Here is a 13,979-nt window from a genome sequence, read left to right on the forward strand (position 1 = left end):
TAGCGGCTCTGAGCGGATCGACGATCGTGAAGGAACTCATCGGACGGTGAACAAGCAGAATGGCTCGGTGCATGCCGAGCCGTCCTTGCGGCGAAGAGTGATACTTCACCGGATGACAACGATTGCACCTCCCGATGGATACATCCCCGACCCTCCGGGCGAGGATGACGATCGATTTGCGCGAGACTTCAAAAGCTGGCGCGAGTGGAACGTCACTGTCGACTTTCTGACCAATCTTCACTTCGGCGCTGACGAGTCAGAGATATTCGCCCTCAAGAGCGATCCTCCCGACGTGGTCTTTCGCGATGCCCGCTTCGAAGTGAAGGAAATCCTGGATTCAGGACGACGTCGACATGACGAGGTCAAAGCCGCCCGGCTCCGTGCAACAGCCAAAGAGGGGCGGGCCCCCGCAGAGATGTACACGGCAGAGGATCTCACGCCCACGGATGCGGGGGTTCTCGTGCTTGAAGAACTCAATCGACTTGATCAGAAACGCTATCTGTTTGGGCAGCGCGCAACTATCGATTTGCTCTTCTACATCAATAAGCTGAAGCACTGGTTTGAGGACGGTCCAATGCCTAGCCCGCAGTTGTTTGAGGGCCATGGATGGCGGTCCGTATCTGCGGTTGTCGACACGCAGCAGAGTTTGGTTTTCCACTGTCGATTCGATGCGCCTGCGTTCCTGATCGAGAACATGGGTGTTGTCCGCAAACGCTGGGAATCGCTGTGAAGGTGCCTGAGTTCAGGCGTCTTTTGGACTGACGTTAGAATCCGCGCCTGCTGCGGGTGTAGCTCAATGGTAGAGCTGTTGCTTCCCAAGCAACTGACGAGGGTTCGATTCCCTTCACCCGCTCCAGCCAACATTCCTCGGCGCCCGGCGGCCTCTCAAGCGATGCGGTGCTGCCGCAGCACCTCGGCCTCATCGCCGGTGATCCAGCCGAACACCTTCGCGGTGCTGCCCTCGAGCCGCACCAGATAGCCATTGGTGAAGTCGATCACCTTCTGTGCGCCGTCGACCTTGTAGATCGCTCTCCACGCCACGCGGGCGAGCCCGTGCAAATCGTCGATGGCCGAGATGTCCAGGTTGCGCACGTGCATCCGCTGCACGCCGGTGTCGCGGTAATGCTTGAACCCCTTCGCGGACACGCGCCTGAGTTCTTCATCGTTCTTGCCCGTGAAGACGCCGGCGGGCGAGGCGGCAACGAAGCACGCGGCGTACAGCGCCGCCACGGCCTCGAGGTCGGCTTCGCCGGTCAGTCCCGCATTGAATTCGCGCTCATAGCGGTCGAACAACGCGCGCGTCGCGGATTGGATCGGGTGGGCTTCGGCTCCGTTGAGCATGATGGCGGGCACTCCTTGTCGATGGCGTTTCCGACCGGATGCCCGTCATGCCATGCCCGCATCAAGGTCGAATTTCGGTGACCTTCGCACCCTGCACCGACGCACCCGCCTCCAGGCCCACATTGGTCATGACGAAAGCGACCACGGGTTGCCGGAAGGTGCTGCTGTCGACGACGCCGTTGGCACCGTAGCGTGCCAGCGCCACCGTCGCGTCGACGCCCACCGTCCAGCCCCGGCTCTGGCGGAACTTGTCCAGCGCCTCCCTGGACGTGAAGACGTAGAACACGGCCTTCGACTGCGCACCGGCCTGGAAGCCGATGGAGCCGGCGGTCGTGCTGTAGTAGCTCTGCGTGCGGCCGCCGCTGCGCAGGGCACCGCGGCCATAGTCGGCGCCGATGCCGAAGCTTCCGCCCACCACGGACGGGAAGACCAGCACGCCCTGCGCGCCAGCGACGAGCGCGCGCGAACCGGCGACGGTGTCATAGAGGCGGGCCAGCGATGCATCGACCTGGGCATCGATGGCCGATGCAGACGAGGCCGGGATGTCGTTCGCCGCGCCGCTGGGGCGGGTGACCGTGCAACCGGTCACGGCGAGGCTCGCCGCGATGGCGGCGGCTGCGAACAGGTGGAAAGGTGCGACGTGCATGGCAAGTCCTCCAGGAAGAAAGGGAAGGGGCAGTGAATCGGGGTGAAGGACCTCGCCTGGTCAGACCTTCTCAGGCCTCGACGGGTTGCGAGATGCCGCACAGCGCCTCGGCGGCCGGTTTGACCTTGGGCTCCTTCACCGCGACATCGGCCAGCGCCAGGATGCCCACCAGCCGCTTGTCGCGGTTGACGATGGGCAGGCGCCGGATCTGGTGCTCGGCCATGAGCTGCGCCGCATGATCGACGGCGTCGTCCTCGTAGGCCCAGCGGATGCCGTCCGACATGACGTCGCGCACCTTGGCGTTGCCGTCGTGTCCTTCGGCGATGCCGCGCACGGCAATGTCGCGGTCCGAGATCGCGCCGATCATGCGGTCGTTCTCGCCCACCGGCATCATCCCGAAGTCGCCGTCGCGCATGCGCCTGGCGGCCTCCGCGAGGGTGGCGTCGGGACTGATGACCTCGACATCGCGGGTCATCACAGCGTTGACTTTTCGCATCTGGAATCCTTTGAAGAAAAAGTAAGTTGGGCGGCCGTGGTTCATGGCAGGAAAAGGGGTGCGCACGGCGCTGAACCGGCGCAGGTACAGGTCTAGTCTTCTGCGCGGCCCAAGGTGTAGGACAACCGCCGAAAAGCCGGTGGTGCAAAGGAAGAACGCGCGCATGCCGCAGCCTGGGCGTGTCCCCATGTCGCGAAGGGCATCGGGCTCACCGGGGTTGATGACCGTCGCTGATGCGTGCCCGCCACATCGCCCCCGCGGCGGCTGTGACCAATCGCGGCAATATCGTTACGGCCTGTTGAACGCGACGCCGAAGCCGCGTTCTCGACGCCGCGCGCGCAGGGGGCCGCTTCATCGGACCTCGCCCTGCGCCATGCCCGCGGGCCTTCGAGACAAACGCGATCACGCGCTGTTCCGCGCGTGCCCACACGCCCAGCCCGTGTCAACCCCCACCGCCGCAACACCTATGTAGGACTTCGCCCGGTCCGCGGCCGAAAAGTAGATGTGAAGTTCGCACATCTTGTTTCGCCCGGAAGCAGGACGGGCCGCGCTTTGGGCGTACCTTTATTGCACCGCAGCACGAAAAATCGAAGGCGCGGACCGAGGGGTCGGGAGGTTGATTCGAGTCTCTTTCTTCACCAGACGGCATGCCGTTCGCCGGCATGCCGTCGATGTTTCCAAGAGGTGGTTATGCGAGTGTCCAGACCCATTCCTTTTCCGTCGGAACCGGGCCGGCCGCGTGCCCCGGGTGCCGGACGTGCCCGGCGCCAGCGGGGCGCCTTCGTTCCCAAGCTGGCGGCCTATGCGCTGCTGGCCTTCGTGCTGTGGCTGATGGTGGCCACGCTGGTCGAGCCGCTGCTGTCCTCGCAGGCCACGCGGGCCGTGCTGCAGGCGCCGGTCGGCATCGTCACGTCGCCGATCAACGGCGTGGTGACGCAGATGGCGGTGCGCACGCGCGACGCGGTGGCGCCCGGCACAGTGGTGGCCACGGTGCGCAACCCGACCGTCAGCCAGGAGATCCTCACCACGCTGACCACGCAGCGCCTGGCCCTGCAGAGCCAGCTGTCGCAGCTGGGCAACCAGTACAAGTCCGACAGCCAGGAGATGCGCTCCATCGGCCAGCAGGCACAGGTGACCCGCCAGGCCTCGCTGGCGCAGACCTGGGACGCGTGGGAGATCGCGCAGCGCCAGCGCGACGTGGCGCACAGCGTGGTGGCCGAGCAGGAGAACAAGGTGCGCATCAACGAAGCGCTGCTGAAAGAAGGCGCCATCAGCGAACAGGTGATGAACGCGTCCGAGGCCCAGCTGAGCACCGCGCGTGCCAATGCGGCGGTGGCCGAGCAGGCCTTCGCGGGACAGGCGCAGACGGTGGCGAGCGCGGGGCAGGGCGCCTTCGTCGGCACCAGCGGCAACAGCCTGTTCCAGACGCTCGCGAGCCGGCGTGAAGCGCTGCGCAACAGCAGCGACCGCGCGCGCCAGGACGGCACCGCGATCGTCAAGCAGCTCGCGCAGATCACGCAGCTCGAGGACGACGAACGCCGCCGCGTCGACAAGCTCGCCGCCTACGAGGTCAAGGCGAGCCAGCCCGGCATGGTGCACACGGTGCTGGCGCCCGAGGGCGCGTATGTCACGGCGGGCTCCTCGCTGGTGCGCGTGACCGACTGCAGCCGGATCGGCGTGGTCGCCGTGTTTCCCGCGCGGCTGGCCAAGCGCCTGAGCGTCGGCTCCAAGCTCGACGTGAAGGTGGCGCAGAACGTCGACGTGCAGGCGCGCGTCGAGCAGCTGCTGCCCGTGGCCTCGGATGCACTGCAGAGCACGTACAGCGTGCCCTTCCCCTTTGCCGAGCAGGGCTCGATCTATGCGGTGGCGCGCATCGAGGCGCCAGAGCCGCCGCCCTCGGAAGACGGCAGCCGCCAGACCCTGTGCGTGCCGGGCAAGGTGGTCTCGGCCAGCCTCGCCAAGGCGTGAGAAAGCATGTCGCGCAGCCCACCGAGAACGCCATGCCGATCCCTTTTTCTTTCCGTGCCGTGGCACGGTGCGCCGCCGCATCGATGGCGCTCGTCGGCATCGCTGCTGCGGCTGCTCCTTCACCCGGTGCCACGCAGAAGGCCCTTGCGCGCGACAGCTGCGACGGGTTGCGGCGCGCCGTCGCGCACGACCAAGGCGGCGCGACGTCGGGGCCGTTGTTCCTGACCAGCTACCGCCTGGCGAACGCACAGGGCGAGCCGCCGTTCGAGCCTGCGCTGGCGGGCGCCGGCTTCACCTACGACAACGCGCTGGCCGGCATCGCGCTGCTGGCGTGCGGCGAGCGCGCCGCCGCGCGGCGCATCGGCGACGCCGTGGTGCGGGCGGTGGCGCACGACCAGACGATGCCCGACGGGCGCGTGCGCAATGCCTACCGCGCCGGGCCGGTCACCGAGGAAAAGCCCGCGCTGCCCGGCCGCTGGGACGCCGGGCGCAAGCAGTGGATCGCCGATGCCTACCAGGTCAGCACCGCCACCGGCAACGTGGCCTGGGCCGCGCTGCTGCTGCTGAACCTGCACCAGGCCGAACCCACGCCCGCCTACCTGGCGACCGCGCGCCGGCTGCTGGCCTGGACCGAACAGAACACGCGCGCCCGGAACGGCCCCGACGGCTACAACGGCGGACGCCACGGCTGGGACCACGCGCAGCGCGCGCAGACCTGGAAGTCGACGGAGCACAACCTGGACATCGCCATGGCGGCGGCGTGGACCGCACGCGCGGTGCGCGCCGACGGCCAGCCCGACGCGGCGGAGCAAAGGCAGGCGCGCACCGCGCTCGACTTCGTGGGCCGCATGTGGAACCCGTCGGAGCAGCGCTTTCACATCGGCACCAAGGAAGATGGCGCCACGATTTCCACCGAAGGCTCCGGCCTCGACGCGCAGCTGTGGCCGGTGCTCGCGGCGCCCGAGGGCTCCTGCGCCTGGGTGCGCAGCCTCGACTGGGTGGAGAAGCACCACCGCGTCGGCGCGGGCTACGGTTTCTCGCGCGAGCCCGACGGCATCTGGACCGAAGGCAGCGCGCAGGCCGCCGCCACGCTGGTGGCCCGCAAGGGCGCGGCGCCCGAGGCGCTGTGGCAGCTGCTGGCCTCGCAGCGCGCCGGCAACGGCCTGTACTACGCCACGCCGAGCGCGCGCATCGCCACCGGCCTGGCCATCGGCCCCGATTCGACCGGCGCCGATTTCTTCTACTACCGCTGGCCGCACCTGGGCGCGACCGCCTGGATCGCCCTGGCCGCCACGGGTTTCAACCCCTTCACCGGCAAGACCGCCGCATCGGAAGTCCCCTCATGTCCAGCCTGATCGCCACACCGGAATTCCAGCTCAACGCCCTGGTCGGGGGGCTCGCCTTGCTCCTCATGACCTGGGCCAGGGTCGAGCGCGTCACCCACCGCGTGCTGTTCGGCGCGCTCACCGCGTTGCTGCTGCTGCGCTACGCCGTCTGGCGCATCGTGGCCACGATGCCGCCCTCGGACCTGGGCTTCGAAACCCTGTTCGCCTGGGTGTTCCTGGGCTTCGAGCTCACGGCCATCGTCTACACGCTGATGTCGATCCACATGCTCATGCGGCGCCGCGACAACCGCGCGCAGGCCGACCGGGGCGAGGCCGCGTTGCGCGAACGCCATGCGCGGGGCGAGGAGGTGCCGGCCGTCGATGTCTTCATCTGCACCTACAACGAAGAGCTGGCCGTGCTCGAGAAGACCATCATCGCCGCGCAGGCCATCGACTACCCGCGGCTGAACGTCTGGGTGCTCGACGACACGCGGCGCGACTGGCTGCGCGCGTACTGCGAGCGCCGCGGCGTGCACTATGCGCGGCGGCCCGACAACCGCCACGCCAAGGCCGGCAATCTCAACAACGGCCTGCGCCTGTCCGCGGGCGTGACCGACGCGCCGTTCATCCTCGTGCTCGACGCCGACTTCGCGCCGCAGCGCCAGATCGTCTACCGCATGCTCGGCCTGTTCGAAGACCGCCGCGTGGGGCTGGTGCAGACGCCCCAGTTCTATTACAACGCCGACCCCATCCAGCACAACCTGCGCGCCACCGACAGCTGGGTCGACGAGCAGCGCGTGTTCTTCGACGTGCTGCAGCCCGCCAAGGACGCGGTCGATTCGGCGTTCTGCGTGGGCACCTCGTTCATCGTGCGGCGCGACGCGATCACCGAGGCCGGCGGGTTCCCGGTGGGCAGCGTGTGCGAAGACATCCACACCACCTACCTGCTGCTGCGCCACGGCCGCATCACGCGCTGGCTGGGCGAGCGGCTGTCCAACGGGCTGTCGGCCGAGAGCATCATCGACTACATCAACCAGCGCAGCCGCTGGTGCCTGGGCACCGTGCAGCTCGCGCTGCTGCCCGACGGGCCCTTGCGCGGCCCGGGCTACAGCCTGTCGGCGCGGATGCACTTCCTGCACGGGCTGCTGCACTGGCTGGGCAAGCCCTTCATGGTGCTGGTGCTGCTGGCGCCGGCGATGTACTGGTATGCCGGCGTCTCGGCCTTCCATGCCACGCCGCAGGCCTTCGCGGCCTACGGCCTGCCGTCGCTCGTGATGTTCTGGGCCTACAGCTACTGGGTCAGCCAGCGGCGCTGCCTGCCCGTGTTCAGCGAGGTGAGCCAGCTGGTGGCGGCGATGGCCGTGAGCGGCACGCTGGCGCGCGCGATGCTGAAGCCCTTCGGCCATCCGTTCAAGGTGACGGCCAAGGGGCTGGACCGCTCGCGCACGGTGGTGCACTGGAAGCTGGTGGCCGTCTTCGGCGGCCTGCTCGTCGCGCTGCAGGGCGCGGCCGCGATGGCGGCCCTGGGCGGCGAGGCGCTCACGCCGGGCGACCAGCTCAACCTCGTGTGGACCGGCATCGCGCTGGTGCTGTGCCTGAGCGCGCTCATGGCCTGCGTCGACCTGCCGCGTCCGCAGCAGGAAGAGCGCTTTCCCTGGCGCGCGCGGGCGCGGGTGCGCACGGCGGCGGGCGAGGGCGAGTCGCGCTTCGTTAACATCGCGGCCGACGGCGCGCTGCTCGAAGGCCGGGGGCCGCTGAAGCGCCTGCGCGTCGGGCAGCCGCTGGAGGTGCATGTCGAGCCGGTCGGCTGGCTGCCGGCCCATCTTGCCGCGCGCGGCAGGGCGGGCGCCGAGCTGAAGTTCGCCGCCACCGAGGCGCAGCGCGAAGACCTGGTGCGCCACGTGTTCAACGTGCCGCCGAGCCACGTGGCCGTGCAGGTGCGGCCCTGGCAGGCGGCGTCGGCATTGTTCGCGAGTGCGGGCATGCGCGCACCGGGCGCGGGCTTCGCGCGTCTGTCGCTGCGCCTGCTCTTCGCGGTGCTGGCGGTGTGCATCGTGCTCGTGACGACCGGCTGCAACCTCACGCCGCCGCTCAAGGAGCCCGACCTGACGGTGCCTTCGCAATGGCCTGCGGGCACGACGGCGCCGGGCGCGCAGCCCGTGGACTGGCGCAGCTTCGTGCAGGACGAGGAGCTGCGCGGCCTGATCGCCACCGCGCTCGAGCAGAACCGCGACCTGCGCGCCTATGCCGCGAAGGCTCGCGAGGCGCGCGCGAACTATGCGGGCAACCGCGCTTCGCTGTTCCCGGCGCTGGGCCTGTCGGCCCATGCCCAGCGCGCGCAGACCACGCCACAGGGCTCGCTCAGCCCGGTCGGCAACCTGCCATCGGACGGGCGCGTGTCCAACAGCTTCGACGTGCAGGCGGGCGTGATGTCGTACGAGCTCGATTTCTTCGGCCGGCAGCAGAGCACCGCGCAACAAAGCGGCGCGCTCGCCGAGGCCGGCGACAAGGACCACGCGGCCGCGCGCATGAACCTGGTGGGCGAGGTGTCGAACGCCTACCTCACGCTGCGCGCCGACCGTGCCTTGCTCGCGCTGGCCGAGTCCAACGAGGCCGCGCTGAACGCCAATGCCGACACGATCGGTCGCGCCCGCGCCGTGGGCGGCGCCGCGCAGCTCGACGTGTACCGGGTGCAGTCGCTGCTGCAGACCGCGCGCGTGCGGCAGGAGGAATACCGCATGCGTGTCGCGCAGGACCTGCAGTGGCTCAACGTACTGGTCGGGCGCCCCGTGCCGCCCGAGACGGGCAGCGCGCGGCCCTGGCCCGAGCGCTCCACCGCGCAGGTCGCGGCCGGCCTGCCGTCGAGCCTGCTGCAGCGGCGGCCCGACCTGCTCGCGGCCTACGCGCGCGTCGAGGCCGCCAACGCCGGCGTGGGCGCGGCCAAGGCCGCGATGCTGCCGACCATCTCGCTCACGGCGCTGGCCGGCGGTGTCAGCAAGGAGCTGTCGACCCTGCTCAGCAGCGGCAACAGCAGCTGGGCCGGCGTGCTGGGCGTGTCGCTGCCGATCTTCGACTGGGGCCGCCGGTCGGCCAACGTGAGCGCCAGCGAAGAGCGGCTGGCCGCCGCGATGGCCGGCTACGAATCGGCGGCGCAGGTCGCCTTTCGCGAGGTGGCCCACGCGCTGATCGCCAGCGACCACCTGCAGCCCCAGCTGGAGGCACAGCAGGCGCGCGTGCAGGTGCTCGAGAAGGTGGCCGGCATCTCGCGCACGCGTTTTCGCAGCGGCATGGAAGACTACTTCTCCAGCCAGGATGCGCAGCGCGAGCTCTACACCGGGCAGCAGCAGCTGATCGAACTGCAGCTCAAGGCGGCGGTGAACACCGTGAACCTGTACAAGGCGCTGGGCGGGGGCTGGGGCAGCGCGTAGTGCGTGGCGTCGGCGAAGAGCGGCGATTCAGTTCACTGCACCTCGTCGCACCACACCCTGAACCCATCCAGTTCGTTGGGCCCGAAGGTGTTGGACAGTGCGACGTCGCTGGCGTCGCGCCCTTGCGCGATCAGCACGCGGCCGATGCGGGGCACGTTGTTGCGCGCGTCGAAGGTGTACCAGCGGTCGCCCAGGAAGGCCTCGAACCAGCCCGCGAAGTCCATCGTGCCGTGCGGCGGCGGGGTGCCGACATCGCCGAGGTAGCCGCTGCAATAGCGGGCCGGAATGTTCAGGCAGCGGCACAGCGTGATGGCCAGGTGCGCATAGTCGCGGCACACGCCTTGCCCTTCCTTGAAGGCTTCGAACGCCGAGCGGGTGCGCCGCGCATGCGGGTAGCCGAACTCGATGTGCTGGTGCACGAAGTCGCACACCGCCTGCACGCGGCCCCAGCCGGTCGGGCCGTTGCCGAAGCGCTGCCAGGCGAAGTCGGACAGCAGGTCGGTTTCGCAGTACCGGCTGCCCAGCAGGTAGAGCAGGGTGGACTCGGGCAGGTACTCCACCGGCACCTGCGGCGCCGAGGGCACGACGATGTCGGGTGCGCCGCTGTCGTGGACCACGGTGTCCGTGCTCAGCACGAAGCGGCCCGCGGGGGCGACCAGGCGCGTGCACCAGTTCCCGAACAGGTCACGGTACGCGGTGGTGGGAACGGCCGGTTTCGTGAGCAGGTGGTCCGGGCGCAGGAGGTCCGAGGCGCGCGAGTAGTGAATGCTGAGGGCCAGGATCATCGGCGTCGGCCGGGGAAACTGGTAGGCGATCTCGAAACCGAGCTGGATGTTCATCGGCCCATGATGCGCCTTCATTCGCCAGCGCGCTGGAATTCGCGGTGCGATGCCAGCGCGCGGCGGCTTTCAGGGGGCGTCGCCGGACCCCGACGTGGCGTGGCGCTGCTCGGCGTAGGCCTTCAGCGACCGCATGGTCCGGGGCAGTCCGTGTCGAACCTGCTTGGCGACGCCCGGCCCGAACAGGAAGGCCAGGGCGCCGGTGAACCACACGCGGTGCACCACGTCCGAGCCGCTGTCCGTTGCAGACACCGTGTGCCTGAAGTGCATGCGGAACAGGGGGATGTAGCCCTGCGCGGTGAACGACCGGCCCTCGGAGCGCTCCGTGACCACCATCGGAACGCCCATGCCTTTTTGCGGAACGATCCGGCCCTTGGTGCCCACGGCGAAGGGGCCGTCGAGCCGGGCCTGCTTGGTGTCCGGGTCCCACAGGTGCCATCGGTCGACCTCGCTCCAGATGCGGTCGATGACCCGGGGCGGGACGGCGATGTGGATGCGTTCTTCGATGTGCATGGGAGGAGGGGTTGAAGGGATCGTGGAGCCTAACGCACGCGGCGCGCCATGCCTTGCGTCTCCAGCCGTCAGCGCTCCTTGCGCAGGATGGCTTCCAGCGCCTCCATGGCTTGCAACGCCGAGGGGCTGAGGTAGCCGCCGGCGCGCCGCACGATGCCCACGCGACGGGTCGATCGCCATCCGCCGTCGGGGCTGACCGGCACGAACTGCGCCGCGACCGGCGGCTCTTTCAGGACCGAGCGTGGCACGGGCATCAAGGCGCCCAGCGAGCGCACCAACGCCAGCTCGCGCTGGGACGAACGCGAGGTGCCCACCGGCGCGGGCGGGTCGAGCCGGTGCGCGCGGAAGTTCGCCTCGAACTCGGTGTGCGTCGAGGTGCCGGGCGCCATGACGATCCACCGCGCCTGCGCGAGCTGGTCCCAGCCCACCTCGCGCCGGGTGCGCGCCAGCGGATGGCCGATCGGCGCCATGGGCAGCAACGGGTCGTCCCGCAGGCCTTCCCATGCCAGCGCGGCCGTCGGCTTCTTGTGCAGGCCGGTCAGGGCGAACTCCAGCTCGCCCATGGCGACGGCCCGCGTGAGCGAGTCGGAGTTGCCACCCGACAGGTCCACGCGGATCCCGCGCTCGATGAGCGCGGCCACCACCGGCAGCACCCAGCGGTCGGGAATGCCGTCGCCGACACCGCAGCGCAGCACGCCGGCGCGCGCCTGCCGCAGGTCGCGCAGTTCCGCATGCAGGTCGGTGGCGTCCAGGTCGATGCGCTGCGCCCGCTTCAGGAAGGCCTGGCCCAGCTCGGTGGGGCGCATGCCCCGGGCCAGCCGTTCGAACAGCTTGACCTTGGTGGCGCGCTCGAGCCGCGTCACGGCCTTGCTCAGGGTGCCGGGTGAAATGCCGAGGCAGGCCGAGGCATGGCTCAGCCCGCCTTCGCGCGCGATCACCACGGCCAGATGGAGGTCGTTCAAGTTCATGGTTTTCCAAAGTGGAAAAGGTCGCCACGGAATGTAGGTTGCTGCGCGCCGGGCGGCAACCTATCGTTCAGCCCGGACACCACCAGGAGACACACCCATCATGCTTCGCAGTTCTTTCTTCCTGGGCGCCCTGTGCGCCTTGTGGGCCCTGGGGACTGCCTCGGCCTGCGCACAAGCGGCCTATCCTTCGCGCCCCATCACGCTGGTGGTTCCGTTCGCCGCGGGCAGCGGCACCGACATCGGTGCGCGCGTGCTGGCCAAGGACCTGACGGACATCCTGAAGACGCCCGTCATCGTCGACAACAGGCAAGGCGCCAACGGTGCGCTGGGAACGGCGGCGGCCGCGCGCGCGAAGCCCGATGGGTACACATTGCTGATCGGCTCGGCCACGACCAACGCCGTCAATTTCTCGTTCTTCCCGGCCAGGCTCGGCTATGAACCCGGGTCGTTCGAGATGGTGGCGGGCCTGGGCAGCAGCCCGATCTCGCTGTACGTCGCGGCCAACGCCAAGTGGCGCAACCTGGCCGACCTGATGGCCTACGGCAAGGCCCATCCGAACGCGCTCAGGTGCGGCAGCGGCAACGCGGTGACGCAGGTGGCCTGCGAGATCTTTCGCAAGTCGGCGGGCATTGACGCCGTCACGGTTCCCTACAAGTCGAACCCGCAATCGCTGGCGGACCTGGCCGGCGGGCACATCGACTTCGCGTTCTCCGACGCGTCGGTGGCCAAGGTCTTCATCGACGGGAACAAGCTGAAGCCGTTGGCCGTGGCCGCCGCGCGGCGCTATCCGGCCACGCCGGACGTCGGCACGTTCCGCGAACAAGGCATTGCCGATTTCGAGATCACCGGATGGACCGCCGTGTTCGTGCCCGCGGGCACCCCCGCGCCCATCGTCGAGACGCTGCATGCGGCCATCCGCAAATCGTCGGCGTCGCCGGAGTCGGTGCAACTGCGCGCCAGCAGCGGTACGCAGCCGCTGGCGTTCAATCTGGAAGAGGGCCGCCGCTTCGCCAGGGAAGAGATCGCCCGCTGGGCGCGCTATGTGAAGAACAGTGGCGTCAAGCCGGAGTGACGCGATGACATCGACCTCCACACCCCTGGCCGGCTTGCGCGTCATCGACTGGACCCACGTGCTGGCCGGCCCCTTCGCCGGCTACCAACTCGGCCTGCTCGGCGCCGAGGTAATCCGCATCGAGCGCGCCGACGGCGACGACATGATTCGCGCCAAGGGCCTCGATGCCGAACTGACCGCGCTCGGACTGGGCGAGACCTTCGTGACGCAGGGCGCGGGCAAGCGCTCGCTGGCCATCGATGCGCGCGACCCGCGGGCCAAACAGGCGCTGAGCGAACTGATCGGCAGCGCGGATGTGCTGCTGGAGAACTTCCGACCCGGCAAGCTGGCGGCGCTCGACTTCGATCCGCAGCAACTGATCGCGCGCCATCCGCAGCTGGTCGTCTGCTCGATCACCGGCTTCGGCCCCGCATCGGACCGGCGCGCCTACGACCACGTGATCCAGGCCGCGAGCGGGCTGATGGCGGCCAACGCCGACCGCGACGGCAAGCCGCAGCGCGTGGGTTTTCCGCTGGTCGACTACGCCGTGGGCCAGCAGGCGGTGCTGGCGGTGATGAGCGCGCTCTACCGGCGCGACCGACCGAACGGCGAGGCGCGCGTGCGCGGCGAATGGCTCCAGGTGTCGATGATGGGCGCGGCGCTCACGCTGATGGCGCCCACCTACGCGGGGCCGCTGGTCAGCGGCATGGAGATGCCGCGCAGCGCATCGACCGCGTTTTCCGGCAGCCCCCTGTCGGGCACCTTCGAGGTGGCCGACGGCCAGTTGGCCATCGTCTGCAATGCGGCCGACCAGGCGAAGGGGCTGCTGAACGCGCTGCGCGAAACCGGCACGGACGCCTCGCTGCTGTCGTCACTGCACGAAGCCGCCGAGCAGCGCGATGTGCCGCGCGCGCAGGCGCTGCTGGGCCAGGCGCTGGGTGGAAGGACCACGGCCGAATGGGATGCGCAGCTGACCCGCCACGGCGTGCCCGCCACGCCGGTGATGCGCCCCGCACAGGCGGCGGCACAGATGGCGCGCGACTGGCCGCACGTGGAACTGCCCTTGCCGAACGGCGCGCGACGGGTGCCGGTGCCAGGCATCGGCTTCACGTCCAGCGAGCCGCTGTCACCTTCGCTGCGCGCGCCGGTGCGTCGCGGCGCGGACACCCGCCGCCTCCTGGCCGAAGCCGGGTTGGAGGCGCCGACCATCGCGGCCATGCTCGCCGACGGTGCGGCGAGCGAGCCCTCGGACTGAGCGCCGCGGTGGTCCCGCCGGGGCTGCGGCGCGTCCCGATTCGCCGCCGAAAGTGTGGCGAAAACGCCGAGAAAAATATTTCTCCAGGTTTTTCAGCGTCGCTGCCTGTTTCGCAGGCACCGTGTTGCAGGCCCCGCCGGGCAAGGGTT

Annotated in this window: 12 protein-coding genes and 1 tRNA gene; 7 read left to right on the forward strand and 6 right to left on the reverse strand. The window is 69.4% G+C overall.

Annotation, left to right across the window (positions count from 1 at the left end):
• Positions 1-46: 46 nt before the first annotated feature.
• Together AC07YS_RS18525 and AC07YS_RS18530 are read left to right on the forward strand one after the other, a co-directional pair.
• Positions 47-730, forward strand: a complete 684-nt coding sequence (locus AC07YS_RS18525; protein ID WP_495268778.1) for a DUF1780 domain-containing protein — start codon at positions 47-49, stop codon at positions 728-730.
• Positions 731-782: 52 nt separating this feature from the next.
• Positions 783-856 (forward strand) — tRNA-Gly (locus AC07YS_RS18530).
• 29 nt (positions 857-885) lie between these two features.
• Here the strand turns inward: AC07YS_RS18530 and AC07YS_RS18535 are convergent.
• From AC07YS_RS18535 to AC07YS_RS18545, 3 genes are all read right to left on the reverse strand, one after another.
• Positions 886-1,341: a DUF6841 family protein gene (locus tag AC07YS_RS18535; protein WP_495268777.1), complete on the reverse strand. Its 456-nt coding sequence runs from the start codon at positions 1,339-1,341 to the stop codon at positions 886-888.
• Positions 1,342-1,402: 61 nt separating this feature from the next.
• Positions 1,403-1,987: a BPSL1445 family SYLF domain-containing lipoprotein gene (locus AC07YS_RS18540; protein ID WP_495268776.1), complete on the reverse strand. Its 585-nt coding sequence runs from the start codon at positions 1,985-1,987 to the stop codon at positions 1,403-1,405.
• Positions 1,988-2,057: 70 nt separating this feature from the next.
• Positions 2,058-2,483: a CBS domain-containing protein gene (locus tag AC07YS_RS18545; protein WP_062480639.1), complete on the reverse strand. Its 426-nt coding sequence runs from the start codon at positions 2,481-2,483 to the stop codon at positions 2,058-2,060.
• Between the two features lie 690 nt (positions 2,484-3,173).
• On the opposite strand from AC07YS_RS18545, the gene AC07YS_RS18550 reads away from it, so the two are divergent.
• The 3 genes from AC07YS_RS18550 to AC07YS_RS18560 are packed head-to-tail and all read left to right on the forward strand — an operon-like array spanning position 3,174 to position 9,204.
• Positions 3,174-4,451: an HlyD family secretion protein gene (locus AC07YS_RS18550; RefSeq protein ID WP_495268775.1), complete on the forward strand. Its 1,278-nt coding sequence runs from the start codon at positions 3,174-3,176 to the stop codon at positions 4,449-4,451.
• 32 nt (positions 4,452-4,483) lie between these two features.
• Entirely contained in the window at positions 4,484-5,806 is a 1,323-nt protein-coding gene (locus tag AC07YS_RS18555; RefSeq protein ID WP_495268774.1) for a hypothetical protein, read from the forward strand.
• Positions 5,794-9,204 carry an efflux transporter outer membrane subunit gene (locus AC07YS_RS18560; protein ID WP_495268773.1) on the forward strand — a complete coding sequence of 1,137 codons (3,411 nt, stop codon included), beginning with the start codon at positions 5,794-5,796 and terminating at the stop codon, positions 9,202-9,204. Before AC07YS_RS18555 ends, AC07YS_RS18560 begins: the two co-directional genes overlap by 13 nt.
• 32 nt (positions 9,205-9,236) lie before the next feature.
• Here AC07YS_RS18560 and AC07YS_RS18565 read toward each other — a convergent pair whose 3' ends face one another.
• From AC07YS_RS18565 to AC07YS_RS18575, 3 genes are all read right to left on the reverse strand, one after another.
• Positions 9,237-10,043 carry a transglutaminase-like domain-containing protein gene (locus tag AC07YS_RS18565; protein WP_070060310.1) on the reverse strand — a complete coding sequence of 269 codons (807 nt, stop codon included), beginning with the start codon at positions 10,041-10,043 and terminating at the stop codon, positions 9,237-9,239.
• Positions 10,044-10,112: 69 nt separating this feature from the next.
• A complete protein-coding gene (locus AC07YS_RS18570; RefSeq protein ID WP_495268772.1) occupies positions 10,113-10,556 on the reverse strand; it encodes an SRPBCC family protein in 444 nt (147 codons plus the stop codon).
• A 68-nt stretch (positions 10,557-10,624) separates the two neighbouring features.
• Positions 10,625-11,524 (reverse strand): LysR family transcriptional regulator, encoded by a 900-nt coding sequence (locus tag AC07YS_RS18575; RefSeq protein ID WP_495268771.1) that lies wholly within the window; start codon positions 11,522-11,524, stop codon positions 10,625-10,627.
• 100 nt (positions 11,525-11,624) lie between these two features.
• On the opposite strand from AC07YS_RS18575, the gene AC07YS_RS18580 reads away from it, so the two are divergent.
• Both AC07YS_RS18580 and AC07YS_RS18585 read left to right on the forward strand, forming a co-directional pair.
• On the forward strand, positions 11,625-12,596 hold the full coding sequence (locus AC07YS_RS18580; protein ID WP_495268770.1) for a Bug family tripartite tricarboxylate transporter substrate binding protein: 972 nt from the start codon (positions 11,625-11,627) through the stop codon (positions 12,594-12,596).
• A 4-nt stretch (positions 12,597-12,600) separates the two neighbouring features.
• Positions 12,601-13,830, forward strand: coding sequence for a CaiB/BaiF CoA transferase family protein (locus AC07YS_RS18585; protein ID WP_495268769.1), 1,230 nt, complete (start codon positions 12,601-12,603; stop codon positions 13,828-13,830).
• Positions 13,831-13,979 lie beyond the last annotated feature (149 nt).

Source organism: Variovorax sp. GW458-11-26-14-LB1 (assembly GCF_059423965.1).

Excerpts from the sequence above, each read along its gene's own strand:
- AC07YS_RS18550 (WP_495268775.1), top strand. The coding sequence starts at position 3,174 with ATGCGAGTGTCCAGACCCATTCCTTTTCCGTCGGAACCGGGCCGGCCG.
- AC07YS_RS18580 (WP_495268770.1), top strand. The coding sequence starts at position 11,625 with ATGCTTCGCAGTTCTTTCTTCCTGGGCGCCCTGTGCGCCTTGTGGGCC.
- AC07YS_RS18540 (WP_495268776.1), bottom strand. The coding sequence starts at position 1,987 with ATGCACGTCGCACCTTTCCACCTGTTCGCAGCCGCCGCCATCGCGGCG.
- AC07YS_RS18570 (WP_495268772.1), bottom strand. The coding sequence starts at position 10,556 with ATGCACATCGAAGAACGCATCCACATCGCCGTCCCGCCCCGGGTCATC.
- AC07YS_RS18545 (WP_062480639.1), bottom strand. The coding sequence starts at position 2,483 with ATGCGAAAAGTCAACGCTGTGATGACCCGCGATGTCGAGGTCATCAGT.
- AC07YS_RS18565 (WP_070060310.1), bottom strand. The coding sequence starts at position 10,043 with ATGAACATCCAGCTCGGTTTCGAGATCGCCTACCAGTTTCCCCGGCCG.
- AC07YS_RS18535 (WP_495268777.1), bottom strand. The coding sequence starts at position 1,341 with ATGCTCAACGGAGCCGAAGCCCACCCGATCCAATCCGCGACGCGCGCG.
- AC07YS_RS18585 (WP_495268769.1), top strand. The coding sequence starts at position 12,601 with ATGACATCGACCTCCACACCCCTGGCCGGCTTGCGCGTCATCGACTGG.
- AC07YS_RS18560 (WP_495268773.1), top strand. The coding sequence starts at position 5,794 with ATGTCCAGCCTGATCGCCACACCGGAATTCCAGCTCAACGCCCTGGTC.
- AC07YS_RS18555 (WP_495268774.1), top strand. The coding sequence starts at position 4,484 with ATGCCGATCCCTTTTTCTTTCCGTGCCGTGGCACGGTGCGCCGCCGCA.
- AC07YS_RS18575 (WP_495268771.1), bottom strand. The coding sequence starts at position 11,524 with ATGAACTTGAACGACCTCCATCTGGCCGTGGTGATCGCGCGCGAAGGC.